Source organism: Paraburkholderia sp. XV (assembly GCF_020177535.1).
Lineage (GTDB): Bacteria > Pseudomonadota > Gammaproteobacteria > Burkholderiales > Burkholderiaceae > Paraburkholderia > Paraburkholderia caribensis.
Map to the genome: position 1 here is coordinate 1 of NZ_JAGUUD010000117.1, position 25,294 is coordinate 25,294.

Annotated in this window: 19 protein-coding genes; 11 read left to right on the forward strand and 8 right to left on the reverse strand. The window is 64.0% G+C overall.

The window, feature by feature from the left end:
* The first annotated feature begins 356 nt into the window (after positions 1 to 356).
* Genes KFO72_RS34555 through astE form a run of 6 tightly spaced genes read left to right on the forward strand, consistent with a single transcriptional unit; the run spans position 357 to position 7,557 of the window.
* The gene (locus KFO72_RS34555; RefSeq protein WP_225033973.1) at positions 357 to 1,586 is read left to right on the forward strand and encodes an aspartate aminotransferase family protein; all 1,230 of its coding nucleotides are present in this window, start codon (positions 357 to 359) and stop codon (positions 1,584 to 1,586) included.
* 29 nt (positions 1,587 to 1,615) lie between these two features.
* The gene (gene aruF, locus KFO72_RS34560; RefSeq protein WP_036004502.1) at positions 1,616 to 2,668 is read left to right on the forward strand and encodes an arginine/ornithine succinyltransferase subunit alpha; all 1,053 of its coding nucleotides are present in this window, start codon (positions 1,616 to 1,618) and stop codon (positions 2,666 to 2,668) included.
* A complete protein-coding gene (gene astA / locus KFO72_RS34565; protein WP_054930210.1) occupies positions 2,665 to 3,690 on the forward strand; it encodes an arginine N-succinyltransferase in 1,026 nt (341 codons plus the stop codon). Before aruF ends, astA begins: the two co-directional genes overlap by 4 nt.
* 8 nt (positions 3,691 to 3,698) lie before the next feature.
* Positions 3,699 to 5,162, forward strand: a complete 1,464-nt coding sequence (astD, locus tag KFO72_RS34570) for a succinylglutamate-semialdehyde dehydrogenase (protein ID WP_225033974.1) — start codon at positions 3,699 to 3,701, stop codon at positions 5,160 to 5,162.
* Between the two features lie 9 nt (positions 5,163 to 5,171).
* Positions 5,172 to 6,521: an N-succinylarginine dihydrolase gene (astB, locus tag KFO72_RS34575; RefSeq protein ID WP_224100461.1), complete on the forward strand. Its 1,350-nt coding sequence runs from the start codon at positions 5,172 to 5,174 to the stop codon at positions 6,519 to 6,521.
* Positions 6,505 to 7,557, forward strand: a complete 1,053-nt coding sequence (gene astE, locus KFO72_RS34580) for a succinylglutamate desuccinylase (RefSeq protein WP_225033975.1) — start codon at positions 6,505 to 6,507, stop codon at positions 7,555 to 7,557. Before astB ends, astE begins: the two co-directional genes overlap by 17 nt.
* Before the next feature lie 18 nt (positions 7,558 to 7,575).
* Here the strand turns inward: astE and KFO72_RS34585 are convergent, their stop codons facing one another.
* The 6 genes from KFO72_RS34585 to KFO72_RS34610 form a co-directional block, all read right to left on the reverse strand.
* The gene (locus tag KFO72_RS34585) at positions 7,576 to 9,030 is read right to left on the reverse strand and encodes an MdtP family multidrug efflux transporter outer membrane subunit (RefSeq protein WP_225033976.1); all 1,455 of its coding nucleotides are present in this window, start codon (positions 9,028 to 9,030) and stop codon (positions 7,576 to 7,578) included.
* Position 9,031: 1 nt separating this feature from the next.
* Positions 9,032 to 11,128: an FUSC family protein gene (locus KFO72_RS34590; RefSeq protein WP_225033977.1), complete on the reverse strand. Its 2,097-nt coding sequence runs from the start codon at positions 11,126 to 11,128 to the stop codon at positions 9,032 to 9,034.
* A 7-nt stretch (positions 11,129 to 11,135) separates the two neighbouring features.
* Positions 11,136 to 12,188 (reverse strand): multidrug transporter subunit MdtN, encoded by a 1,053-nt coding sequence (gene mdtN, locus KFO72_RS34595; RefSeq protein ID WP_224100465.1) that lies wholly within the window; start codon positions 12,186 to 12,188, stop codon positions 11,136 to 11,138.
* A gap of 30 nt (positions 12,189 to 12,218) precedes the next feature.
* The gene (locus KFO72_RS34600) at positions 12,219 to 12,476 is read right to left on the reverse strand and encodes a YtcA family lipoprotein (protein WP_225033978.1); all 258 of its coding nucleotides are present in this window, start codon (positions 12,474 to 12,476) and stop codon (positions 12,219 to 12,221) included.
* Positions 12,477 to 12,586: 110 nt separating this feature from the next.
* Positions 12,587 to 14,248, reverse strand: coding sequence for an arylsulfatase (locus KFO72_RS34605; RefSeq protein ID WP_176052646.1), 1,662 nt, complete (start codon positions 14,246 to 14,248; stop codon positions 12,587 to 12,589).
* A 154-nt stretch (positions 14,249 to 14,402) separates the two neighbouring features.
* Positions 14,403 to 15,689: an anaerobic sulfatase maturase gene (locus KFO72_RS34610; RefSeq protein WP_225033979.1), complete on the reverse strand. Its 1,287-nt coding sequence runs from the start codon at positions 15,687 to 15,689 to the stop codon at positions 14,403 to 14,405.
* Between the two features lie 536 nt (positions 15,690 to 16,225).
* Between KFO72_RS34610 and KFO72_RS34615 the strand changes: the two genes are divergently transcribed.
* Positions 16,226 to 17,026 carry an ABC transporter substrate-binding protein gene (locus KFO72_RS34615; RefSeq protein ID WP_054930219.1) on the forward strand — a complete coding sequence of 267 codons (801 nt, stop codon included), beginning with the start codon at positions 16,226 to 16,228 and terminating at the stop codon, positions 17,024 to 17,026.
* 311 nt (positions 17,027 to 17,337) lie between these two features.
* Positions 17,338 to 18,687: an EAL and HDOD domain-containing protein gene (locus tag KFO72_RS34620; protein ID WP_225033980.1), complete on the forward strand. Its 1,350-nt coding sequence runs from the start codon at positions 17,338 to 17,340 to the stop codon at positions 18,685 to 18,687.
* Positions 18,688 to 18,752: 65 nt separating this feature from the next.
* On the opposite strand, the gene KFO72_RS34625 is transcribed toward KFO72_RS34620, so the two are convergent.
* Both KFO72_RS34625 and KFO72_RS34630 read right to left on the reverse strand, forming a co-directional pair.
* A complete protein-coding gene (locus KFO72_RS34625; protein ID WP_054930221.1) occupies positions 18,753 to 20,210 on the reverse strand; it encodes an HDOD domain-containing protein in 1,458 nt (485 codons plus the stop codon).
* Between the two features lie 85 nt (positions 20,211 to 20,295).
* On the reverse strand, positions 20,296 to 22,143 hold the full coding sequence (locus KFO72_RS34630; RefSeq protein WP_054930222.1) for a putative bifunctional diguanylate cyclase/phosphodiesterase: 1,848 nt from the start codon (positions 22,141 to 22,143) through the stop codon (positions 20,296 to 20,298).
* Between the two features lie 307 nt (positions 22,144 to 22,450).
* Here KFO72_RS34630 and KFO72_RS34635 point away from each other — a divergent pair, with 307 nt between their 5' ends.
* From KFO72_RS34635 to KFO72_RS34645, 3 genes are all read left to right on the forward strand, one after another.
* Positions 22,451 to 23,773 carry an EAL and HDOD domain-containing protein gene (locus KFO72_RS34635; protein WP_060600354.1) on the forward strand — a complete coding sequence of 441 codons (1,323 nt, stop codon included), beginning with the start codon at positions 22,451 to 22,453 and terminating at the stop codon, positions 23,771 to 23,773.
* A gap of 181 nt (positions 23,774 to 23,954) precedes the next feature.
* Entirely contained in the window at positions 23,955 to 24,518 is a 564-nt protein-coding gene (locus KFO72_RS34640) for a peroxiredoxin (RefSeq protein WP_054930224.1), read from the forward strand.
* A 103-nt stretch (positions 24,519 to 24,621) separates the two neighbouring features.
* The gene (locus KFO72_RS34645) at positions 24,622 to 25,086 is read left to right on the forward strand and encodes a hypothetical protein (protein WP_054930225.1); all 465 of its coding nucleotides are present in this window, start codon (positions 24,622 to 24,624) and stop codon (positions 25,084 to 25,086) included.
* The last annotated feature ends 208 nt before the right edge of the window (positions 25,087 to 25,294 follow it).

Consider the following 25,294-nt stretch of genomic DNA (forward strand, 5'->3'; position numbering starts at 1 on the left):
GCGGCGGCAAAGAAAAGTAGGTGCCGCCCCGCACAGGGGCGACGCGTGAGGCGAGCTAACGTATCGCGGATGCCAGCGCTAAGGCGCGCCAAGGCAAACGCACAGGAGCGTGAAGCACGAAAGCAACACGCGGACGCCAGCGCAAGCGTTGGAACAACCAAAAAACCACCCGTGCCCCGCCCCGCGCCGCGAGCAAAAAAACCAGCAAACCACCCACCGCCGCAAGGCAACAAAAAAACCAACCCCACCCAGCGTCGCAGACATAAAAAAAGAACCCGTCGCTTCCACGCAAGACGCCCCGCCCACCGTCACCTAAACTAGGTACCGTTACAGCGACCAAACCCCGAGGCCCCGCCATGCACGACCAAAATGTCACCCGCCAGACTTTCGACGAAGTCATGGTCCCCGTCTTCGCGCCCGCGTCCTTCGTACCGGACCGCGGCGCCGGTTCCCGCGTATGGGACACGCAAGGCAAGGACTACATCGACTTCGCCGGCGGCATCGCCGTCACGGCGCTGGGCCACGCGCATCCCGAACTGCTGAAGGTTCTGCACGATCAGGGCGCCAAACTGTGGCACATCGGTAACGGTTACACGAACGAACCCGTCCTGCGTCTCGCAAAACGCCTCGAAGAACTGACCTTCGCTGACCGCGCGTTTTTCGCGAACTCTGGCGCGGAAGCCAATGAAGCCGCCCTGAAACTCGCCCGCCGCGTCGCCTTCGACCGCCACGGCGCGCAGAAGGACGAAATCGTCTCGTTCACCCAGTCGTTCCACGGCCGCACGTTCTTCACGGTCAGCGTCGGCGGCCAGCCGAAGTACTCGGAAGGCTTCGGCCCCGTGCCCGCCGGCATCAGGCACCTGCCTTACAACGATATCGAAGCGGCGCGCGCCGCGATCGGCCCGAAAACCTGCGCAGTCATCGTCGAGCCGGTGCAGGGCGAAGGCGGCGTGATCCCCGCCGATCCCGCGTTCCTGAAGGCGCTGCGCGAAGCCTGCGACCAGCACGGCGCACTGCTGATTTTCGACGAAGTGCAAACGGGTGTCGGCCGTACGGGCTTCTTCTATGCATATCAGGACACGGGCGTCACGCCCGACATCCTGACCACCGCGAAGGCGCTCGGCAACGGCTTCCCGATCGGCGCCATGCTGACCACCAACGAACTCGCCGCCCACTTCAAGGTCGGCGTGCACGGCACCACCTACGGCGGCAATCCGCTCGCGACAGCGATCGCGCTGAAGGTGGTCGATCTCGTCAGCGACCCGAAACTGCTGGAAGGCGTGCGCTCGCGCAGCGAACAGTTCAAGGCGACGCTCGCGAAGATGAACGAACGCTTCGGCATCTTCAAAGACGTGCGCGGCAAGGGGCTGCTGCTCGGCATGGAACTCACGGACGCCTTCAAGGGCCGCGCGAAAGATTTCGTCACGGCAGCCGGCAAGCATGGCGTCATCATGCTGATGGCAGGCCCCGATGTGCTGCGCTTCGCGCCGTCGCTGATCATCCCCGTCGACGACCTGAACGAAGGTCTCGCGCGCTTCGAAAAGGCGATCGAGGAAGTCGTCGGCGCAACGGCGCTCGCGAAGTAATCCGTCAAGCCACATTACACGAGACCACGATGCTCTTCGTCCGCCCTGGCCGCCTGGCCGATCTCGACGCGTTGCAACAGATGGCGCGCACCGCGCAGCCCGTGCTGCACTCGTTGCCGCACGACCGGCGCGCGCTGGAGGCGCGCGTCGCGTTGTCGGAAGACTCGTTTCGCGCGGAAGTCGATTTTCCGGGCGAAGAGTTCTATCTCTTCGTGCTGGAAGACAGCGAGACGGGCAAGCTGCACGGCACGTCGAGCATCGTCGCGGCAGCGGGCTATTCGGAGCCGTTCTATGTGTTCCGCAACGATGCCCTCATTCATGCGTCGCGCGAACTGCATGTGAACCGCAAGATTCATGCGCTGACGATGTCGCATGAACTGACGGGCAAAAGCCGTCTCGCCGGTTTCTATATCGACCCCGCGATGCGCGGCGACGCCGCCGCGCATCTGATGTCGCGCGCGCGGATGATGTACATCGCCGCGAACCGCAAGCGCTTCACGTCCGAAGTGTTCTCGCTGCTGCTCGGCGTGACCGACGATACGGGCGTGTCGCCCTTCTGGGAAGCCGTGGGCCGCAAGTTTTTCGGCCGCAACTTCGCCGATATCGAAGTGCAGTCGGGCGGCCGCAGCAGCACGTTCATCGCCGAAGTGATGCCGAGCTATCCGATCTATGTGCCGCTGTTGCCCGAAGCCGCGCAGCGCGTGCTCGGCGAGCCCGACGAAAAGGCGCTGCTCGCCTACGACATCCACATGGAAGAGGGCTTCGAAACGGACCGCTACGTCGATATCTTCGATGCGGGCCCCGTGCTGACGGCACAAATAGAACGCAGCGCGTGTGTGAAACGCAACGAAACGCGTACCGTGCGCGAAGCATCGGCGCAACAGGGCGCGACGTATCTGATCGCCAGCAACAAGCCGGGCGAATTCCGCTGCGTGCTCGCCGATCTGCCCGCGCAGACGGACGGCGGCGCGCCGCTGCCGGCTGCCGCGCGTCATGCGCTCGACGTGCAGGACGGCGATACGGTGCGCTGCGTGCCGTTGCATCAGCAGGAACCGACACATACCACGGGAGAAGCACAATGATCGTCGTTCGCGTCGTGCAAACGGGCGATGTGGACGCGCTCGTCGCGCTCGCTCAGGAGACGGGCCCCGGTCTCACGACCTTCAAGCCGGATCGCGATGCGCTCGCCGCGCGCATCGAGCGCGCGCGCCGCACGATCGAGGACAAGGCCGCGCCGCACGAAAAGGGCTACTTCTTCGTGATGGAGGATTCGCAGACGAAGGACATCGCCGGCGTCTGCGGGATCGAAACGGCGGTGGGACTCGAGCAGCCGTTCTACAACTATCGTGTGAGCACGGTCGTGCATGCGTCGCAGGATCTCGGCATCTGGACGCGCATGCGCGCGCTCAACATCTCGCACGACCTGACGGGCTACGCGGAAGTGTGCTCGCTGTTTCTCAGCCCGCGTTATCGCGCGCATGGCGTGGGCGGCTTGCTGTCGCGCTCGCGCTTCATGTTCATCGCGCAGTTTCGCGAGCGCTTTCCGCAGCGTATCTGCGCGGAACTGCGCGGCCATTTCGATGCGGACGGCACGTCGCCGTTCTGGCGCGCAGTGGGCTCGCATTTCTATCAGATCGACTTCAACGCCGCCGACTATCTCAGCTCGCACGGCCGCAAGTCGTTTCTGGCCGAGCTGATGCCGCGTTTTCCCGTGTACGTCGAACTGCTGCCCGACGAAGCGCAGCAGGCCATCGGCCTCACGCATAGCGACACGCTGCCTGCCCGCAAGATGCTCGAAGCGGAAGGGCTGCGTTATGAGAACCACGTCGATATTTTCGACGCGGGCCCCGTGCTCGAATGCCACGTTGCCGATCTGCGCACGGTGCGCGAGAGCGTCGTCGTGCCCGTCGAGATTGCTGCCGTCGCCGCGCAGGAGGGCGGACCGCGTTCGCTCGTGTCGAATACGTCACTGGACGATTTCCGCACGGGCGTGGCGGCGGGCGTCGTCGATAACGGCGTGTTCCGTCTGACGGCGGACGAAGCGGCGGCATTGAACGTGAAGGCAGGCGAGCCGGTGCGCGTGCTGCCCCTGAAACAGAAATAAGGACTGACATGAGCGAGCTTTTCATCGACGGCGAATGGGTCGCCGGCACAGGACACGCATTCGCATCGCGCAACCCGGGCACGGGCGCGACGGTGTGGGAAGGCAACAGCGCGTCGGCGGAAGATGTCGATCGCGCCGTGATGAGCGCGCGCCGTGCGTTCGCGTTGTGGTCGGCCGTGAGTCTCGACGAGCGCGTCGCCGTGGTGCGCCGCTTCGCTGCGTTGATCAACGAGCGCAAGGAAACGATCGGCGAGGCGATCGGCCGCGAGACGGGCAAGCCGTTGTGGGAAGCGCGCACGGAAGTCGCGTCGATGGCGGCCAAGGTCGATATCTCGGTCCAGTCGTACAACGAGCGCACGGGCGAGCGGCGCGCCGCGATGGCCGACGGCACGGCGGTGCTGCGGCACCGTCCGCATGGCGTCGTGGCCGTGTTCGGGCCGTACAACTTTCCCGGACACCTGCCGAACGGACATATCGTGCCGGCGCTGATCGCGGGCAACGCGGTCGTGTTCAAGCCCTCGGAGCTTGCGCCAGGCGTCGCGCGCGCGACCGTCGAAGTATGGCGCGACGCGGGCCTGCCCGCTGGCGTGCTGAACCTCGTGCAGGGCGAGAAGGACACGGGCGTGGCGCTCGCGAATCACCGGCAGATCGACGGGCTGTTTTTCACGGGCAGTTCCGACACGGGCACGCTGCTGCACAAGCAGTTCGGCGGCCGTCCCGAGATCGTGCTCGCGCTGGAAATGGGCGGCAACAATCCGCTCGTGGTCGCGCCCGTCGCCGATCTCGATGCCGCCGTGCATCACACTATTCAATCGGCGTTTCTGTCGGCCGGGCAGCGTTGCACGTGCGCGCGCCGCATCTTCGTGCCGAACGATGCGTTCGGCGACCAGTTCCTCGCGCGTCTCGTCGAAGTGAGTTCGCGCATTGCGGTCGGTGAGTACAACGCCGACCCGCAGCCGTACATGGGCGCGGTGATTTCGGCGCGTGCGGCGGCGCGTCTGGTCGAAGCGCAGTCGCGGCTGATCGCGGACGGCGCAAAGCCTTTGCTGAAGATGGAGCAGCGCGATCCGAAGCACGGTTTCGTTTCGCCCGCCATTCTCGACGTCACGAACGTGAGCAACCTGCCCGACGAAGAGCACTTCGGTCCGCTTGCGCAGATCGTCCGTTACGGCTCGTTCGATGACGCGATCTCGGGTGCGAACGACACGGAGTTCGGTTTGTCAGCCGGCCTGCTCGCCGACGACGAAGCGCTGTGGACGCACTTCCAGCGCGCGATCCGCGCCGGCATCGTGAACTGGAACCGGCCCACCAACGGCGCTTCTTCGGCGGCGCCGTTCGGCGGCACGGGCCGCTCGGGCAACAACCGGCCGAGCGCGTACTACGCGGCCGATTACTGCGCATACCCGATGGCCTCCGTCGAAAGCGCGCAACTGCAAATGCCCGCGAGCGTGTCGCCGGGTCTTCATTTCTAAGGATCGACGATGCAAGCCACTGAAGCCAATTTCGACGGACTTGTTGGACCGACCCACAACTACGCGGGGCTGTCGTTCGGTAACGTCGCGTCGCAGAACAACGAGAAGTCCATCGCGAATCCGAAGGCCGCTGCCAAGCAGGGCCTGCGCAAGATGAAGCAGCTCGCGGACCTCGGTTTCAGGCAAGGCGTGCTGCCGCCGCAGGAGCGGCCGTCGATCCGCCTGTTGCGCGAGCTCGGCTTTTCCGGCGACGACGCGAGCGTGATCGAGCGCGTCGCGAAGAATGCGCCGGAACTGCTCGCGGCAGCGAGTTCCGCATCGGCGATGTGGACGGCGAATGCCGCGACGGTCAGCCCTTCGGCGGATACGCAAGACGGCCGCGTGCATTTCACGCCCGCGAACCTGACCAGCAAGCTGCATCGCGCGATCGAGCATGAAGCGACGCGCCGCACGCTGCGCGCGATTTTCGCGGACCCGTCGCGCTTCGTCGTGCACGAGGCATTGCCCGGCACGCCCGCGCTCGGCGACGAAGGCGCGGCCAACCACACGCGTTTCTGCGCGGAATATGGCGCGAAGGGCGTCGAGTTCTTCGTATACGGACGCAGCGAATACCGGCGCGGGCCGGAGCCGAAGCGCTATCCCGCGCGCCAGACGTTCGAGGCGAGCCGCGCGGTTGCACACCGTCACGGCCTTGCCGACGACGCGACCGTGTACGCGCAACAGACGCCCGAAGTCATCGATGCTGGCGTGTTCCATAACGACGTGATCGCGGTCGGCAATGCGCGCACGCTGTTTTGCCATCAGCTTGCGTTCGTCGAGCAGAAGGCCGTGTACGACGAACTGCGTTCGAAGCTCTCGAAGCTCAACGGCGAGTTCAACGTGATCGAAGTGCCCGACGCGCAGGTGAGCGTCGCCGATGCCGTGTCGTCGTATCTGTTCAACAGCCAGTTGCTGCTGCTCAACGACGGAACCAGCAGCAAGCAGGTGCTGGTCGTGCCGCAGGAGTCCCGTGAGAATCCGCGCGTGGCGGCTTATCTCGACGAACTGGTCGCCAGCACGGCGCCCATCGACGACGTGCTGGTGTTCGATCTGCGCGAGAGCATGAAAAACGGCGGCGGCCCGGCATGCCTGCGCTTGCGGGTCGTGCTGAACGAGGCGGAGCGCGCTGCGGTCACGCCGGGCGTGTGGATCGACGACAAGCTTTTCACGCGTCTCGATAGCTGGATCGACACGCACTATCGCGATCGCCTCGCGCCGACCGATCTCGCCGATCCGAAATTGCTGGTCGAATCGCGCACGGCACTGGATGAGTTGACGCAGATTCTCGGTCTGGGTTCGCTGTATGACTTCCAGCGCTGATCCGTCCGTGCCGGCGATACTCGACGATTTCCTCGCGTTCACGCTGGCCGGAGATCGGCCCGCCGACGAGGCGCGCGAAGGCGTGTGCGCGAAGGGCGTGCGTTGGAGATGGATCGACGATGGCGTGCTGCAGTTCGAGCCCGGCGCGCCTGTCGACGGCGATGGCCGCAGCGTGCTGGCGTCAGCGGGCATTCATGGCGACGAGACGGCGCCGATCGAACTGCTGTCGTTTATGGTGCGCGATATCGCGCACGGACAGGTGCCGCTCGCTTGCCGCTTGCTGGTGATTCTCGGCAACGTGCAGGCAATGCGCGAATCGTGCCGTTATATCGACGACGATCTGAACCGGCTGTTCAGCGGACGTCACGCGCAATTGTCCGCGAGTCACGAGGCGCCGCGCGCGGTGGCGCTGGAGCGCATTGCGCAGCAGTTCTTCGCCGAGGCATCCGATGCGCCTGGCGCGCGATGGCACGTCGATTTGCACACGGCGATTCGCGCGTCCGTGTTCGAACAGTTCGCGCTGCTGCCGCATACGGGTGCGCCGTTGTCGCGCGCGATGTTCGAATGGTTGCGCGATGCGCGGATCGCGGCGGTGCTGTTGCATACCACCAAAGGCAACACGTACTCGCATTTCACCGCCGAGGTTTGCGGTGCGGATGCCTGCACGCTGGAGCTAGGGAAGGTTCGCCCCTTCGGGCAGAACGATCTTGCGCGGTTTGCCGCCGCCGATGCCGCGCTGCGCCAGCTGATTGCCGGCGAGCCCGGCGACGCTTCCTTGCCGCTGCCGCGTGTCTTCACCGTCGTCGATCAGATCACCAAGCAAAGCGATGCATTCGAGTTGCTGCTCGCGAAAGATGTGGCCAATTTCACCGCATTCACACGCGATACGATTCTAGCGCGCGATGGCGATTATCGCTATGTCGTGCGCCATGACGAAGAGCGCATCGTGTTTCCGAACGCGACAGTGAAACCCGGATTGCGGGCGGGGCTGCTGGTTGTCGAGACGACGGATCAAACGCATTCGCAACTCGCGTAGCCGGAACGGGCGCGAAGCTCACGGTTTGGCGGTGTCGCGCGTATAACCGCCTCCCAGCGCCTTGGTCAACTCGATACCTTGCGCAAGCCGCTGGCCGTCGAGCAGCAAGAGCGCCATCTGTTCAGCCAGCACGGGCAAGCGTGTCTCAGTGGCGATCTGACGGCTCACGAGACCACGCTCGTAGTGCGCCTCGGCTGATTTCTGCGCGAAGCGGGTTGCGTCGACCTTTTCCATTTGAAGTGCTCGCTCGTCGTCGAGTGCCTGCAGACGGCTGCTGCTGACGGCAACGTCGCGCACGGCGTTCAGCACTGCCTGATTGTACTGTTCGATCAACATGTCGCTGGCGGCGCGCGTGCCGTGCAGATTGGCGTTCAGACGCCCGCCGTCGAAGATCGGCAGGTACAGACCCGGTATCAGGTTGATCTGCTGGCTGGCGCTGCGAAACAGCTTGTCGAGGTGAAGCGAGTCGAGACCGATCAACGCCTTGATGTCCAGACTGGGATAGAAAGCGGCCTTGGCGGCATCGATCTGGCTGAACGACGATTGCACGTACCAGCGCAGAGCCTGAAGATCGGCGCGCCGGGCGAGCAGGTCGTATTGGAGCGTGTGGGGCAGGCTTGCGTCCACTTGCGGCAACGGCACGGGTTGGATGTTCAGATCGTCAGGCCCCGCGCCGATCAGCGCCCGCATGGATTCGCGCAACGCCTTGACCTGTCCTTGCGCGGCGACGATCTGACGGTCGACGGCCAGCACCTGTGCACGCGCGCCGAGCAATGGCGTGTTCGCTTCCAGCCCACGCTGAACCTTGCTCCGATGCGCGTCGACCGCGTAGTCGAGCGTATCCCGCGTTTGTTGCAGCAGGTCGAGCATCTGATACGTGGTCTGCATGCTGTAGTAAAGCTGTGCGAGGCCCGCCGAAATATCCAGTTCGGCGGCGGCTGTTTCGGCGACCCGCGCGTTTTGCACGCCCAGCGCGGCTTCGACGGCGGACCGATGCATGCCCCACAAGTCGATATTGAGATCGGCGACCACCCCGAGCGCGCCTTCCGTGTACCAGGGACCCGTGATGCCGAGACGCGGCAGATTCAGCGCATAAGGGCCCAGAAAACCATTCGCCGATGCGCGTTGCTCGTTGATGAGCGCGAACGCAGCCATTTGCAAGCCCGTGCCCGCACGCAGCACGTCCGCCTGGGAACCCGCCTGGGTCACACGTGTGCGCACCATCGCGATAGTCGGTGAGCCCGCCAGCGCGCGCTGGATCAGCGCGTCGAGTTGCGGGTCGCCGTAGCGCTTCCACCATTGCGCGTCGGGCCAGCCGTCGTGGGCGAGATGGATGTCGTCGGCGAGCCGGATCTGGTCGGGCGCGATCTGTGCGTGCGGTGCCGTATCGTTGTGGATCAACGCGCAGCCCGACAGCAGGGCAGCGCAGCAGATCAGTACGTCGAGCCTGAAGCGAGAGAGTGAGTGTGTCATGTCAAATGCGCTTTTCCGGTTGCATAGCGGCTGTGTCGATGCTGCAAGCTTCCGTGGTCCAGTCCGGTAGTTCGACAACCTGCGCGGCCAGTTGCCGCGCCTGTGCGGCGAGGGTGGATGACGCGTCGGCGGATGGGGCGATGGGCAGCGAGCGGGGCGGGGCGGCCGTGGGCGGCTGCGCAGTCAGGCCGTCGGCGTAGTGGTCCAGGGCGTCTGCAGTCTGCTGGCGCCATGCGTCCCATGCCGTATCGACGGCCGGTGGGTGGCCTTCGGCGTCGAGCCTGTCGCGCAGGATGTCCCACTGGTCGAGCATCTTGCGGCCGCCGTCCAGAACGTCGCGCGTGCGTTGCAACAGGGCTTGCCGCGGTTCGGGTCGCAGGTTGACTTCCAGTGCGACGCGCTCGTACATGTCTTCGCAGTTCTTGACCGCGTTCCAGCACAACGCGCGCTGTTGCAGGTAGCCCAGTTGTTCGGAACCGCCGGCGCACTCGGAACGGCGAATCAGCCTGGCTGCTTCGCGCAGCGCATCGGCCAGTTTCTGACGGAGCGTATCCGCCTCGCTCTCGGGCCAGATGAACGTATAGACGATGGTCGACACAACGATGCCAATCAGGATGCCGATTGCGCGATCGCGAATCTCGCCCAGGTCGGCGGATGGACCGAAGCCGCTTTCCAGCGTGGCCATCGCGAAGGTGAACACGAACTGCGTGCCGATGTACGACGAACGTTCGGAGCCCGTTGCCACCCAGGCGCCCGCGAAGAATATCGGGGCGAGCATCAGCAGAAAGCCGTCGATGCCGTCGAGGTGCGGGATGATGAAGATGGTCGTCAGCAACGCGAGCAGCGCGCCGATCAGTGCGCCGCTACAGCGCAGCATCATTTTCTGGAACGACGCGCCCGTGCTGGGATACGCGACGATCACGCAGGTCAGCATGCTGGTATGGATGCCGTCCCACTGCGCGCCGTGATAGAACGCGTAGCAGATCAACGAGGCCAACGTCACCTTGAGCGCAAAGCGCAAATACACGGGGTTCGTCAGGGTATCGGCGACGAACAATGGATCTTTGGGAGCCTGGGGCGCGGGCTGCGCGGGATCGAAGCGCGCAAGTTCTTGCAAGGTGCGGCATGGGCCATCCAGGCCGAACGCCGCAGCGGTGGCGCGTTCGGTGCCGCCCGGTGTCCATGTGCACCGATAGGGCTCGGCACGCTCGACCGACGCCTGCAAGGCTGCCACTTCGTCCCTTAGTCTGCATATCAGCGCGCGTCCGGCATCGCCCAGCGGGAGGCTGCGCGCCGCGAGCACGTTCGTCCTCGCACGCAGGTAGCCGACGGCGGCGATGCACGCTTTCCAGTACGGCGCGCACGCGCGATAGCCGGCGTCGTCAGAACTGGCGAAGGTGTGCAGCCCTTGCAGCGCGAGCGTGTCCTTTTCGATGCGGGTGACAGGCGATGCCGCGGGCGCATCGATGTGCGCCGCCGCGCCGCGCATCTGTTCGAGACGCGCCGATACCTCGGAGAGCTGACGATGCAATTCGCGCTGCAACAGGGCGACCGGACGGGACGGGAACAGAAACCCGCACACGATCACCATGAGCAAAACGGGATACATGCCGGCGACGACCGCCCACATCAACGCGCGTACCCCGATCTCGGGAAAATCCAGCGAATCGGGAATGGTTTGACCGTAAACAGCCACGAGCGCAACCGCGAAAAACATCAGCCCGAGCTTGTTGACCCGCATCAGATACATGCTGCCGAACAGAATCAGGCCGGCTGCCGCGATGCGGATCAACGGATAACCGTAAGCGTATTTGAGCACCAGAAACAGGCAGCCGACGTCGAGCACGGTCGCGACGACGAATACGACCGCGACGACCTTCGTGAAAAAGGCGTTCTGCTGCACGCCGTAAAACAGCACGATCAGCGACACCGCGATCAACGGCACGCGCAGTGTCATCGACACGAAAACGACGAGCAGACAGAGCGAGCCCAATTGAGTGGCCTGAGCAGCGCGCCCCGGACGCGTCTCGGTCAGTTCCTCGCGGAGAAAGCTCGCCAGAGCGCGCAGCGGCTCCGGCATGTAGTCGGCCAGGCTCATCGCGACCTCAGGAGCGGGGTTGGTCGGCGGCTTGCGGATGCAGCTGCGCGACGGCCGACGCGCCGATCCTGAACAGGTCCGCATCGGGCTGGTCGACCCGGATCTTTACGGGAAAGCGCTGCGCAACCCGCACCCAGTTGATGCTGCGCTGTACGCGCGGCAGCCCGCCGAGCACGAGGCCGCCGTCGTCGGGCAACACGCCGTAGCCGATCGAATCAACCGTGCCCTTGAAGCGCTTGCCTGTATCGCTCATCAGATAAACGGTCGCGGGCGTGCCGGGGCGAATGTTCTTCAGGTCGGTCTCGCGGAAGTTGGCGACGATGTACCAGTTCCGTGTATCGATCAGCGTAAAGATTGGCTTGAGCGCCGAAGCGAACTGGCCGACCGAGGTTTTCAGCGACACGACGCGGCCGTCGAACGGCGCGCGCACTGTCGTCATGTCGAGGCGGAACTGCATCAGCGCGATATCGGCGAGGACCACGTCGCGTTGCGCGACCAGCGCGTCGACGCCCGTGACGGCTGCCGTGGCCTGCTGGGCCTGGAGCCGCGCGGCGACCAGGTCGGCCTCGGCCGCGCGTTGCGCGGTGCGGACGCGGTCGACGTCTTCTGCGGACACATAGCCCGGCGCCAGCAGCGGCTGCGTGCGCCGCAGCGTTTGCGCCGTTTGCGCCGCCGTTACGCGGGCACGCTCGACGAGCGCATGCACGGAATCGGCGCCGTACTGCTGCGCCGTGACGACACGCTGCGTGAGGGCGATCTGTTTGTCGAGTGCAACCAGCGTGGCCCTGGCACGCGCCAGCTCATCCTCGAACGGACGCGGATCGACGCGGAACAGCAGGTCGCCCTTGTTGACCCGCTGATTGTCCTTGACGGCCATTTCGACGATGCGTCCGCTCACGTCGGGCACGACGTCGATCGTGTCGGCCTGGGCATAGGCGTCGTCGGTGCCGGGCGACGTATCCACGCGCCAGATGACATAGGCGAGCAGGGCCAGTGTGACGACGGCCAGCAGCAGCGCGGGCCACTTTCTGCTTTTCAAGGTGTTGGGGCGAACGGCCATCGGAAGGCTCTGATTGTCGAGATTGCAGCGTTAAAAGAAGACCAGCCAGACCAGCAGCGAAAAGAGCAGCATCAACGTGGGCTGCACCATGGCGGGCGGTCCGAATGCGCGCTCCTGTCCGAACCGGATCAGCAGGCCGCGCGCGATCAGCGCGAGTACGAGTCCGGCAATGGCGCAGAACAGCCAGTCCGGAAAGAACGAGCCAAGCACGGAAATGGATCGCGGCATCGTGCAGCCTGAGGCGGCCATGCTGAGCATGATCAACAGGATCGGTCTAATCACAGGCATAGCCTTCGAAGAATGATGTCGACGCCGGCAGGCGTCGCGAATCGGGGGCTGGTGCGCCGTCAGCCGCGAGGCACGCGGGAACTGTGTGCCTCGCGAGACGGAATGGCGCGTCAGTCGGACTTTTTGGTCAACGCCTGGGCGCGTGCGTTGTTGCGCGCGATCTCTGCATCGACGCCGGCGCGGATGCCATCCACCGTGAAGCTGGCGGGCGTCTGCGCGGGCGGATACGCGACGAAGGAGTCGAGGAACTTCGCCGTCTCCGCAATCGCGCCATACAGGACGTAGACGTTCTTGGTCGTCCAGTCGTAGTACTGGTCGGAGACGACGTCAGCGCGCTCGTACGGGTCCATGCGCAGATTGAAGATCTTCGGCACGCGCAGGCAGGTCAACGGGTTGTTCCATACCGCGAAGCCGCCGGGCGCGCGCTGTTCGCAATAGACGAACTTCCAGTCGTTGTAACGCATGTCGACCAGAACGCCGTCGTCGTCGAAGTAATAGAACTCCTTGCGCTCGCCTTTGGCCTGCTTGCCTTCGAGGTACGGCAACTGGTTGTAGCCGTCCAGATGGTTCTTGAAGCTTCGCCCGCCGATGCTCGCACCCTTGAGCAGGCGCTCCTTGATGTCCGTGTCGCCCGCGGCGGCAAGCAGCGTGGGGAACCAGTCCATGCCGGAAACGAGTTCATTGGAGATCTGTCCCGGCTTGATGTGCCCGGGCCAGCGCACCAGCGCGGGCACGCGGAACGCGCCTTCGTAGTTAGAGTCTTTCTCGTTGCGGAACGGCGTCGTCGCGGCGTCCGGCCATGTGAACTGGTTCGGGCCGTTGTCCGTCGTATAGACGACGATCGTGTTGTCGGCGATGCCCATTTCGTCGAGTGACTTGAGCAGCTTGCCGACGTCCTGGTCGTGCTCCCACATGCCGTCCGCGTACATGTTGCCGGGCATCCCGCCCTTGTCCTTGTACTCCGGGCGCACGTGGGTGAACACGTGCATGCGCGTCGTGTTCATCCAGACGAAGAACGGTTTGTCCGACCGGGCCTGCTCCTTCATGAAGTCGATGGCGCGGCCCGTCGTCTCGTCGTCGATGGTTTCCATGCGTTTGGACGTGAGCGGGCCCGTGTCCGTGCAGACCTGCCTGCCGACCTTGCCGAAGCGCGCGTCGACAGTGGGATCGTCATGGTCCGAGGCCTTGCAGTCCAGCACGCCGCGCGGCATGAAATACTTCGCATAGGCCTTGCCTTGTGGCGTATCGGCTTTGGGCCAGTATGGACGCTCCGGCTCTTCTTCCGCATTCAGATGATAGAGGTTGCCGTAGAACACATCGAAGCCGTGGACGGTCGGCAGATACTCGTTGCGATCACCCAGGTGATTCTTGCCGAACTGGCCCGTCGCATAGCCGAGCGGCTTGAGCGCCTGGGCGATCGTGACATCCGAGGCCTGCAGCCCCTGTGTTGCGCCGGGAATGCCGACCTTGCTCAAGCCCGTGCGCAGCGGCGACTGGCCCGTGATGAAGGACGAGCGGCCAGCCGTCGAACTGTTCTCCGCGTAGTAGTCGGTGAACATCATCCCTTCGTGAGCGAGGCGGTCGATGTTCGGTGTCTGATAACCGACGACACCCTGGCCGTACGCGCTGATGTTGGTCTGACCGATGTCGTCGCCGAAGATGACGAGAATATTCGGCGGGCGGGTCGTGTCCGCTGCATGCGCGACGGGGCTCAACGCCAGCCATCCGGATACCGCTGCGGACAGCGCCGTGACGGCCTTGCGTTTGAGCATGTGTCTGAGAGGCCTGGTCTTTTTTTTCATTGGTTGCTCTTGTTGGCTATGGGTGCAGCACTTGAATCTCCTGCGAAGACGAGTTGGCAGGAGGCGACGCAGACGAATTTCCATCCGCTTTCTGTTTGAACGCGTGGATGACGGGCGGGTCCCGCTATCCGGCGCGGAGGCCCCGGGCGATCTGCCGCAGCCTTGGGCCCGCATGCGCGTGAAACTGCCTGATCCCCGGGCATAGATAGTTGAGTCCGGGCTCGCCGTCCGGCGCGCGTACGAGCCGGTTCTTCGGACATTCGCCCCAGCACAGGTTCAGGTGCGGACATTGCAGGCAGTACTTCGGAAGGGTGTCCTTCTTGCCGAAGCCGAAGGCTTTCTGGCGCTCGGAAAACGCAACGTGATGAAGCGGGTGGCTGAAGATGTCGCCGAGTTCGTATTCGGGGTAGACGTAGTGATCGCAGGAGTAGACCCGGCCATCGTGCTCCATGGCGAGCCCCTTGCCGCAGAAAGGCGCGGTGATGCAAAGCTGCGAGGGCAGGCCCATGGTCTGCGCGACGGCCGTTTCGAAAAGGTTGACCAGCACCCTGCCGAGATCCTCGCGATACCACTCGTCGAACGTACGGCTCAGGAAATAACCCCAGTCGTCGGGGTCGACGGACCAGTCGGTGACGACGGAATCCGCCGCGCCCGGTTTCGCCCTTTCGGTGCCGACCACAGGAATCGATGCCTCGTCCCAGAATTGCGGCGCGACCTGCTTGAATGTCCTGGCCTCGACGCACGGATTGAACTGCAGGTAAGTCGCGCCGACTTCTCGCGTGAGGAAGCGATAGACGTCGGTCGGTCTGCGCGCATTGAGCCGGTTGATCACGGCGAGCGCGTTGAAGGCGACTCCGTGACGGTGGATGCATTCGAGTCCCCGCATGACCCTGTCGAACGTGGGCTTGCCCGAGCGCGACACGCGGTAGGCGTCGTGCAGTTCGCGCGGCCCGTCGATGGACAGACCGACGAGAAAATCGTGCTGCTTGAGAAACGCGCACCACGCGTCGTCGAGCGCGGTGCCGTTGGTTTGCAGGTTGTTTTCAATGCGCTGGGCTGCGCTCTTGTACTTCTCCTGCAGAAAGACGACCTTGCGAAAGAATTCGAGCCCCATGAGCGTCGGCTCGCCGCCTTGCCACGAAAAGACGATCTGCTCGCCGTCCTGCGCTTCGATGTATTGACGGATGAACGTTTCCAGCGTCCGGTCGTTCATGAAATTACCGCGGCGCTGGTCGAGCAGCTGTTCCTTGTGCAGATAGAAGCAATACGTGCAATCGAGATTGCACGCCGACCCGGTTGGCTTGGCCATGACGTGAAAACGCCGCTTGAAGCGCGGGCCCGATGGCGGCGCGTCGACGTCGCCCAAGCTGGTCGCTAGTGGTGTCAGCGGAATGGCCGTGCTGTGTTTCATTGCAGTCGATGCTCGAAGATTCGCGGTGTCTGCTCGGAGGCTTGAATTGCGTGAATTACGTGGAGTGCCGACACGATTTTCGTAAAAATATAATGTCGGAATCCTTATTGAAAATATCATACGCAATACGAAGTAACTTACGTATTAGACTAAAGGCGTATTGCGCCATCCTGCGTCGCCGGGTAGGCTGATGCGCCACAAGCAAGTCCCACATCCGGTTATCTGAATCCGTCGACAGATTCGCATCAAAACCCCAAGCTGTTTCCTGTGTGCCGGCGAATTTCCTAAGGAGGATTGCGTCGTTGCGACAGGATTTTTCTGATTTGAACCGATCTCGATCAGCGCACCACGCAATGCAAAACCGGTGCACTCGACGGGCCGCCGGGGAAGACCCTGTAAAATCCCGCGCTCGCGTTGCCTTGTGCGTCGCACCAAACCGGACGACGGCGTTTGAACCGTATTTTTGGCGTGCCCATGATCGCGGCACGCCCGAGGCGGGGCATTCCGCCCACCAGCACTTCTTGAGGAAAGCTTTGATGAAAATGAGTTGGCAAAAGATGGCCGCGCTCGCCGCAGTGGCGGGCACCCTGATGGCAGCGACGGCAACGGCCGCAACCGCGGCGGAGATCAAGGAAATCCGCTTCGGCGTCGAGGCGTCGTATGCGCCGTTCGAATCGAAGTCGCCCGCCGGCGAGTTGCAGGGCTTCGACATCGACATCGGCAACGCCGTCTGCGCGAAGCTCAAGGCGAAGTGCGTATGGGTCGAGAATGCGTTCGACGGTCTGATTCCCGCGCTCCAGGCCCGCAAGTTCAACGCGATCAACTCGGACATGTCGATCACCGACCAGCGCCGCGCCGTCATCGACTTCACCGATCCCATCTACGTGATTCCCAACCAGATGATCGCGAAGAAGGGCAGCGGCCTGCAGCCGACAGCGGCATCGCTGAAGGGCAAGCACGTCGGCGTGCTGCAGGGCACGATCCAGGAAACCTACGCGAAGGCGAAGTGGGCGCCCGCAGGCGTCGACGTGATTCCGTATCAGACCCAGGACCAGGTCTATGCCGACCTCGTCGCCGGACGTCTCGACGCGTCGTTCCAGGACGCGGAAGCGGCCTCGAAGGGCTTCCTCAAGAAGCCGCAAGGAGCAGGATTCGAATTTGCGGGCCCGGCCGTGTCGGATGAAAAGCTGCTCGGTTCGGGCGTGGGCTTCGGTCTGCGCAAGGGCGACGCACAGCTGAAGGACGCCGTCAACCAGGCACTCAAGGAACTGAAAGCCGACGGCACGATCGACAAGCTCGCAGCGAAGTATTTCGACGTCAAGGTCACATTGAAGTAATGCGCTTCGTGCGGCGCGGATTGTCGCGCCGGCGTCGAACGTCGGAACGGCCGCTTCATGCGGCCGTTTTTTTGCCCTTGTTTTTCCAGTCTTTTTTCGCTTCTTCATGCTCCTGCACATGGCGGCGTGCGCTAAAATCTGCCCACGGGGAAAGACGGCCCGACATGCCGGGGGCAGCGAGGCACGCCGGATCAAGCCGCCAGTACGAAACTCAACAGACGAGAGCACGAAGCACGATGCTTCGCCGCAACTACTTGCATGGGACCAGCGCAAGCAACGAAGCGCGAACGCTGGCCGGACAGGGGACCGGAATGACCACCACCGCAGTCGCTGAGGAACGCCAGGCAGAAGACGTTCCGGGCTTTGCGCAGGCCGTGCGCGCAAACGTTTCGTTTGCCCGTCAGCCCATCCTGAACCGCGACAACATGTTGTGCGCGTTCGAACTCAAGCTATATGAGGCGCCCGCCGCTGGGTCCGGCGATCAGGAAGCGGGTGGCGAACAGCCAGAAGCGCAAACCCGCCGCGCCGAATCCATCATCCACGCGATCCTGCAGCCCGACGTGCGCGCGGCGCTCGCCAATCATCCCGGCTATCTGCCCGTCACGCGCGAGCTGTTGTTCGACGACGCGATCCGCAGCCTGCCCGCCGAGCGCTTCATGTTGGAACTGCCGCCCGACATCGTCGCGGACGATCAACTGATCTCCCGCATCGTCGAGCTGCATGGCCGCCGCTATCGCTTCGTGATCGACAACGTCGCACAGGCCAACGACACCTTCGCGCGTCTGCTGCCGTATGCCGACGCCGTGAAGATCGACATGCATCGCATCCCGCAAGCCATGCTTCCCAAGTTCGCGAGCGTGCTGAAATCGGCGGGCAAGCTGTTGATCGCGCAGGGCGTCGAATCGCAGGAAGTGTACGGGCAGGCGCTCGATCTCGGCTTCGACCGCTTTCAGGGCTATTACTTCGCGCATCCGCAGGGCGCGGCCGCGCGCAAGGTCAGCGCGCCGCGCCACGCGCTGTTGAATCTGCTGCAACTGCTCGGCGGCGAGCCGACCGTCGCGCAGCTCGAAGCCGAGCTGAAACTGAACCCGGTGCTGGTGATGCATCTGATGCGTCTTGCCAATTCGAGCGGCCTCGCGATGGGCCGCAAGGTCACGACCTTGCGCGAAGCGATCAATGCGACGGGCACGAACCGCATCGCGCGCTGGACCCAACTGCTGCTGTACGCGGACGGCCGCAAGGTCGCGCTCGAAGACGATCCGCTGCTGCAACTCGCCGCAACGCGCGCGCGCTTCATGGAACTGGCCGTCCAGCGTCTGCCCGAAGCGGGGCGCGACGAAACCGACGCGGCCTTTCTCACGGGCGTGTTCTCGTTCGTCGACTCGGTGTTCGGCGGTTCGCTCGAACACACGCTCAATGTGCTGGTGCTGTCCAAGCCGATCCGCGACGCGATCCTGTTGCGCGAAGGCGTGCTGGGCACGTTGCTGACGGTGGTCGAGGCGCTCGAACGAGGCGCGTGGGCCGACGTCGAAAGCGCGTGCGAGCGGCTCGACGGTTTGCAAGCGCTCGATGTCGCGCAAATGGGCCTCGTCTCGGCCGCATGGGCGGGCGTCGCCGACCGCAGCGCCGAGGCGACGGGGCTGGAGCGGCTGGAGGACTGATACGGGAGAACGCGCGGCTCGAACGCACGAGCCGCGCAGGTCGATGGAAGCGGGCGCGTCTTTCGTTAGAGCGTTTCGACTTCGCTCACGGGCGCATGCGCGAAGAACCGGCCCAACTCGCGAGCCAGTTCGTTGAGCGCGGCCATTTCCCGCTGCGAGATGCGGCGCCGCACGTCATGATGCGCCCAGTCGCCATAGAGCAGGGCGACCGTCGACTTGTTTTCCAGCACCACGGGCAGCAGCACGAACGAATGCACGCCTTCGAAGGCGCGGCGATACCAGTCGGGCAGGCGCGCATACATCTTCGGATCGCGCGCATTCTCGATGAAGATGCCAACCGAATTCGCGATCGCGAGATGGAACACGTCGGGTGCGAATGCGGTTGCGAAGCTGAGCTTCGGCAGCGCGGCTTCGATCTTCGCGCCGAAGCCCATCGTCGCCTTGAAGATGCCGCTGCCATGGCGCACGAATACGACGGTGCGCTCGAACTGCAAACCCGCGAGCACTGTTTCCGACGCCATCGCCAGCGCTGGTGCGAGTCCGCTGTCGCTCGGCAGCGCCTGCAGTTCGCCGACGCCCGCGCGGATGCACGACTCCGGATCGAGCGCTTCGCGCGCGATCGCATCGGCATTCGCGCGCAGTTCGAAGATCTCGCGCATCACGCCGTCGCGGGTCTCTTCTTCGGCGAGCGTCAGGCTCATGTCGACGAGCACTTCGGGCTCTGTGTTGAGCGTGCGGCCGTAGCGCTGCGCCAGCTCGGCGATGCGCACGTCGCGCTGCGCCTGAGGCAGATGCGGCTGCGTGAGCACGTTCGCGACTTCCGTCGAGTAGTTCGTGATCGCGCGCAGCCACTGCACCTGACGCGGCTCGTCGTCCTGCAGCGGGTCGAACTCGGTCATGCCGACGCGGATCATCTCCGGCAAGCGCCAGCGCGACGCCGCTTCGAGGCCGATTTCATGGAACGTCACGCCGAGCACGGTTTCGCAGGCTTCGTTCTCGCCCATGCCCGTATCGATCTGGCGGCGAATATGGTCCCACTCGGCATCCAGATAGAACACCACGAGCAGCTTGCCGATCTGGCGCATCAGCGTGCAGACCACAGCCTCTTCGCCGTCGCGCAGATCGCCGCGCTCGGTGAGCTTGCGGGCCACGCAGCCCGACAGCATGGTGCGGTTGAGTTCGAGCTTCGCGTCGATGCGGCGCGGCGCACTGTGATGAAAGTGATCGACGATCTTCAGTCCGACCACGAGATGCCCGACGGCATCCATGCCGAGCACCATCAGTGCCCGCGAAACCGTCGTGATGTTGCCGCCGAACGCCATGTACATCGCCGAATTCGCGAGACGCAGCACCTTCTGTGTCAGCGCGAAGTCGGAGAGCACGATCTGCACGAGGGCGCTGAAATCGAGGTCGTCGTTATTCATCGCGGCCATCGTCGAGCGGAGCGACTGCTGCAGCATCGGGAAGTCGCCGCGCTCGTTCATGCGAGCCCAGAGCCGGTCAAGCAGCGCAGCCTTTAGCATGAGAGTCCCGCAAGAGCCATACAAGTTCCAGTGAGCGGCAAGTCGTGACGAGAACTGTGCCTGGTATCAACACGCGTCATGTCTGTCACGCTTCACCATGCACGTGAAGCGCGCGCGATGCGAAGCGCTGTGCGAGTTCTTCCGATGGGAGCGCCTTGCAGACGAGCCAGCCCTGAATGTGACCGCAGCCCATCTCGGTGAGCAGTTCACGCTGCGCTTCCGTTTCGACGCCTTCGGCGACGAGTTCGAGATCGAGCGTTTGCGCGAGGCCCACCACGGCGCTGACGATCGCCTGATCGTTGCGCGAGGTTAGCAGATTCTCCACGAAACTCCGGTCGATTTTCAGTTTCGCGAGCGGGAAGCGTTGCAGATAGGCGAGGCTCGAATAGCCCGTGCCGAAGTCGTCGACCGCGAAGCGGATGCCGAGGCCCGTGAGTTCTTCGAGCAACGCGGTTGCGTGCTGCGGGTCGTGCATCAGCAGGCTTTCCGTGATCTCGAACACGAGCCGGTGCGGATCGATGCCCGTGAGCGCGATCGCTTCGCGCACGCTTTCCTTGAAGCGCGGATCGCGGAACTGCTGCGGCGAGACGTTGACCGCGACGTATTGCAGCCGGATGCCCTGTATGTCCCAGCGGATCAACTGCATGCACGCGGCCTTCAGCACCCAGTTGCCCAGGTAGTTGATGAGGCCGACGGATTCGGCGAGCGGGATGAACATCGACGGCGGCACGAGCCCGTGGACGGGATGCTGCCAGCGAATCAACGCCTCGACGCCGACCACGCCGTGCGACTGACTGCTCGTGATGGGCTGGAAATGCAGCGAGAACTCGCCGTTGCGCACGCCGTCGTACAGGTCCGATTCGAGCTTCAGGCGCTCGGCGTCGGCGGGGCTGTCGTCGGGCACGTAGAACGCGAGCGTGTTGCCGCCCGCGGCTTTCGCGCGCGCCAGCGCATGATCGGCCCAGCGCAATAGCTGGCTGTCGCGCGGTGCGGGTTCGGAGGATTCGCCCGCGTGCTGCGTGTCGGGATACAGCGCGATGCCGACGCTCGCCGACAGGTGCACCGGCTGGCGGTTGAACGTGTACGGTTGCTGGATCGCCGTCAACAGACGTCGCGCGAGTGCTTCGGCGGCGATCGCGGTGTCGGCGCGCGCGTGCGCGGGCGGCAGCAGGATCGCGAACTCGTCGCTGGAAATGCGCGCGATCACTTCGCCTTGCGTCGTCATGTTGGACAGGCGGCGCGCGGTGTCGCGCAGCATTTCGTCGCCGGCGTCGTAGCCGAGCGCGCGGTTCACGCGCTGGTAGTCGTCGAGATCGAGCAGCAGCAGGGCGGCCGACTTGCCCGTCGCGTCCGCCTTCTGCTGCGCGTGACGCATTTCCTCGACGAGCGCGGGCACGTTCGCGAGGCCCGTCAGGTTGTCGTGATGCAGTTGATGCTTGAGGCTCGCTTCCGTCGCGCGCCAGCTCGACACGTCGAAGCCCGCGATCGCATACCCTTCGATGCCGTCGTGACAGTTGCGCGCAATGCGCAACTCGACGGGCACGGGATAGGTCAGCGACTTGATCAGATCCAGCGTGATTTTCTCGACGGCGCCGCTTTCGTTGGCGCGTCGCAGCGCGGCGTCGAGGCGGGCCACGTCGCCGGGCGCGACGAGTTCGTGCAGCGTGACGGTTTGCAGATATTCGCGGTGATAGCCGATGAAGCGCAGGCTCGCCTCGGAAACATAGAGAAAGGTGAGATTGCGCGCCACGTGCGCGAGGAAGTCGACGGCGTGCGCGGCCTGTTCGAGCCCGTGCGAAGCATCTGGCAAGCCAGCCGCGCCCGGTGCGCCCGATGCGACCGTCGTGCGCGCGGGCTGACGGGCCGCGCGGAATCGCTCGATTGCCGTGCGCAGCAAGCCCCGGCGGGCTGGGGTGATCCTGGTCGCTTCCATGTGTGTCGCTGACTACCCGGTTCGTCTTGAGGCTGGACGTTCTGGCGATGCCCGTCGGCAGACCGATCGGGGCAGGCGCGAGGCCGTCCATCAGAACGGGATAACGACGTTTGCGGCAGAATCTTTAGCTTTCAGACACAAAAAGCGCCATAACAAATGGTAAGGATTCGCGGGTGCCCTGGACGCCTGTGCATCGCCGATGGATTCCGCTAAAGTGGCGGCGAACGCGCTCCGTTATTCCCCTTACGGGGCGCGAGGTGGCAACCCCGCAAGCAAGCCGTTTTCCGAATCCAAGCAGCCGTTAAACATGCCTGATCCGTTTCAAAACGACGAAGCCGGCCGACCCCAAACGTTTGCGCAAGCAGGCGAAGAGGACGAGGCGATCTCATCGGCGCAGTTCGTCTATGTCGGGCGTCAGCCGATTCTCGACCGCGACGGCGCGCTGCACGCTTACGAACTGCTGTTTCGCGGCAGCGCGCAAAATTACGCGCAGGTCTCCGACGACGCGCAGGCCACCGCGCAGGTGGTGGTGCGCACGATCGGCAGCATCGGCGTGCCTTCCGTGCTCGGCACGCACCGCGGCTATGTGAACATCGGCCGCGATCTGCTGTTCGACGACATCGTGCATCTGATGGAGCCTGAGCGCTTCGTGCTTGAAATTCTCGAGACGGTGCAGTTCGACGAGCGGCTCATCGCGCGCATCGCCGATCTGCGCCGCGCGGGCTTTCGGGTCGCGCTCGACGACGTATGCGAACTGTCGCCGAACCTGCTCGCTGCGCTGCCGTACGCGGATATCGTCAAGGTGGATTTCCTGCAGACGGACCGCGCGCAACTGCCGGGCCTCGCGAAAACGCTTGCCGGTCACGGCAAGACGTTGATTGCGGAAAAGGTCGAGACGCGCGAAGACTTCGCGCTTGCCCGCGATCTCGGCTTCGATCTCTTCCAGGGTTATTTCTTCGCGCGGCCGCAGGTGCTGTCGACGCGCCGCACGCGCTCGTCGCGTACCTCGCTGCTGCGGCTGCTCGCGCTGCTCGCGCGTGACGCGGGCATCGTCGAACTCGAAGACGAACTCAAGCGCAATCCGAATGTCGTGATGCAACTGTTGCGGCTCGTCAATTCGAGCGCGTTCGGGCTCGGGCGCAATATCGCGTCGCTGCGCGAGGCGATCATCGCGACGGGCACGCGGCAGATCGCGCGCTGGGCGCAACTGCTGCTGTACGCGGGCGGCGGCGATCTGCCGTGGCGCTCCGATCCCCTCGTGCAACTGGCGGGGACGCGGGCGCGCTTCATGGAGCTGGCGGCGCGCTGGATTCGCCCGAACGACGAGGCGTTTGCGGACGCTGCGTTCCTGACGGGCGTGTTTTCGCTGGTGCATGTACTGGTCGATTCGACGCCGGACGCCACACTCGATCCGCTCGATCTGTCGCCGCTGATTCGCGATGCGATCGTCGAGCGGGCGGGGCAGATGGGTGCGCTGCTGAGCATCGCGGAAGCGGCGGGCGAGGCGCAGGATGCGGCGGCCGTGGCGAGCGCCCAGTCGCTGGAGGAATTCGGCGCGCTCACGCCGATCGTGCTGGCCGAGTTGAATCTGTCGGCGGCTGCCTGGTTTGGCGCGCATCTGGGCGACTGATTGCCATTGATGGGCGGCTGACTTGCGCGTTGCGTCGATCCGGCTGGTCCGGCTGACGACGCGTAATGGTCAAACGTGGTCCAATATGAGGCGCAAGTTGAGCCTCGACGCTTCATGTTGCAGGGCATAGCGTCGCGAGGCGTTGCACGGGCATCGTGCGCTTACGATTCGAGGATTCGACATGAAGCTGAAGATTGTGCCGTTCGCGCTGGCGGCTGCGCTGTGCGCGAGTATGTCGCTGTATGCGTTGACGGCGTCCGCAACGCTCAAGCCGGGCGACAGCGCGCCGGACTTTACCACGCAGGCGTCGCTGGGCGGCAAGACGTACACGTATGCGCTGGCCGACGCGTTGAAGAAGGGTCCTGTGGTGCTGTACTTCTATCCGGCTGCTTTCACGAAGGGCTGCACGATCGAGGCGCACGAATTCGCGGAAGCGGTGGATGAGTACAAGAAGTACGGCGCGACTGTGATTGGTGTGTCGCACGACAACATCGACACGCTGACGAAGTTCTCGGTCAGCGAATGCCGCAGCAAATTCCCCGTTGCGGCCGATCCCGACTCGAAGGTGATCAACGCGTATGACGCGGGGCTGCCGATGCACGCGTCGATGGCGAACCGCGTGTCGTATGTGATTGCACCGGACGGCAAGATCATTTACGAGTACACGAGCCTTTCGCCCGACAAGCATGTCGAGAACACGATGCAGGCGCTCAAGGAGTGGGCTGCGACGCATAAGCAGCCTTGAGCGGGCGTAGTTCGCTGTTTGCCTTTTACGCTGCGCGGCATCTGATTACTGTTTTGGTTGTTTGTGTTATTGGTATCGCTTTGCCATTGCTGGATACGTTGTCATGCCGATTGTCGTTGCGCTGTTTGCTCTGATTGCGTTGATTTATGGCTGTGTGCAGGCGTTTCATGCGCTCTCTGCACAGTTTGGGCTTGGCGTGGCCGTGGGTGTCGCGATCCTCTTTGCTGCGCTCGTGCTTGCGGCGCTGGCATGGTGGTGGCGTCGGCATAAGGAAGTGTCGGCGAATATTCGCGATGGCGACTGGACTCACGAACTCAAGGGCGAATGGGGTGGGGTTCGCCTCGCGGCGGGGAAGCGGTTGTGCGATTTGCAGGTCGCCGGTGTGCGGGGGGCGTATATTTTTGCCGATCTTCGGGAGGCACAGCCGGTGCGGGAAGGGGAGCGCTGGCAAGTCAGGCTGGATGTCAAGGATGCGGCGCATCCCGAGTGGCGCTTACCGGTGAGGTCCGAGCGCGAGGCTCGGCAGTGGGTCAGGATTTTTGATCTGGCGATGGCGCAGAAGCTTTAAGGGTTTTTTGTTTGTCTGCGACGCTGGGTGGGTGGGGGTTTTTGCTGGTAGCGGCGGTGGGTTGGACTTTGGTTTCGCTGGCATCCGCGGATTGTTGGCTCGCTTCACGCGTTGTGTCCCTGTGCGCTTGCCTTTTCGCTGGCATCCGCGATACGTTATCTAGCTTCAAGCGTCGCCCCTGTGCGGGGCGGCACCTACTTTTCTTTGC

Bases quoted from the DNA above. Each gene is read 5' to 3' on its own strand.
- KFO72_RS34555 (WP_225033973.1), top strand. From the start codon at position 357: ATGCACGACCAAAATGTCACCCGCCAGACTTTCGACGAAGTCATGGTC.
- aruF (WP_036004502.1), top strand. From the start codon at position 1,616: ATGCTCTTCGTCCGCCCTGGCCGCCTGGCCGATCTCGACGCGTTGCAA.
- astA (WP_054930210.1), top strand. From the start codon at position 2,665: ATGATCGTCGTTCGCGTCGTGCAAACGGGCGATGTGGACGCGCTCGTC.
- astD (WP_225033974.1), top strand. From the start codon at position 3,699: ATGAGCGAGCTTTTCATCGACGGCGAATGGGTCGCCGGCACAGGACAC.
- astB (WP_224100461.1), top strand. From the start codon at position 5,172: ATGCAAGCCACTGAAGCCAATTTCGACGGACTTGTTGGACCGACCCAC.
- astE (WP_225033975.1), top strand. From the start codon at position 6,505: ATGACTTCCAGCGCTGATCCGTCCGTGCCGGCGATACTCGACGATTTC.
- KFO72_RS34585 (WP_225033976.1), bottom strand. From the start codon at position 9,030: ATGACACACTCACTCTCTCGCTTCAGGCTCGACGTACTGATCTGCTGC.
- KFO72_RS34590 (WP_225033977.1), bottom strand. From the start codon at position 11,128: ATGAGCCTGGCCGACTACATGCCGGAGCCGCTGCGCGCTCTGGCGAGC.
- mdtN (WP_224100465.1), bottom strand. From the start codon at position 12,188: ATGGCCGTTCGCCCCAACACCTTGAAAAGCAGAAAGTGGCCCGCGCTG.
- KFO72_RS34600 (WP_225033978.1), bottom strand. From the start codon at position 12,476: ATGCCTGTGATTAGACCGATCCTGTTGATCATGCTCAGCATGGCCGCC.
- KFO72_RS34605 (WP_176052646.1), bottom strand. From the start codon at position 14,248: ATGCTCAAACGCAAGGCCGTCACGGCGCTGTCCGCAGCGGTATCCGGA.
- KFO72_RS34610 (WP_225033979.1), bottom strand. From the start codon at position 15,689: ATGAAACACAGCACGGCCATTCCGCTGACACCACTAGCGACCAGCTTG.
- KFO72_RS34615 (WP_054930219.1), top strand. From the start codon at position 16,226: ATGAAAATGAGTTGGCAAAAGATGGCCGCGCTCGCCGCAGTGGCGGGC.
- KFO72_RS34620 (WP_225033980.1), top strand. From the start codon at position 17,338: ATGACCACCACCGCAGTCGCTGAGGAACGCCAGGCAGAAGACGTTCCG.
- KFO72_RS34625 (WP_054930221.1), bottom strand. From the start codon at position 20,210: ATGCTAAAGGCTGCGCTGCTTGACCGGCTCTGGGCTCGCATGAACGAG.
- KFO72_RS34630 (WP_054930222.1), bottom strand. From the start codon at position 22,143: ATGGAAGCGACCAGGATCACCCCAGCCCGCCGGGGCTTGCTGCGCACG.
- KFO72_RS34635 (WP_060600354.1), top strand. From the start codon at position 22,451: ATGCCTGATCCGTTTCAAAACGACGAAGCCGGCCGACCCCAAACGTTT.
- KFO72_RS34640 (WP_054930224.1), top strand. From the start codon at position 23,955: ATGAAGCTGAAGATTGTGCCGTTCGCGCTGGCGGCTGCGCTGTGCGCG.
- KFO72_RS34645 (WP_054930225.1), top strand. From the start codon at position 24,622: ATGCCGATTGTCGTTGCGCTGTTTGCTCTGATTGCGTTGATTTATGGC.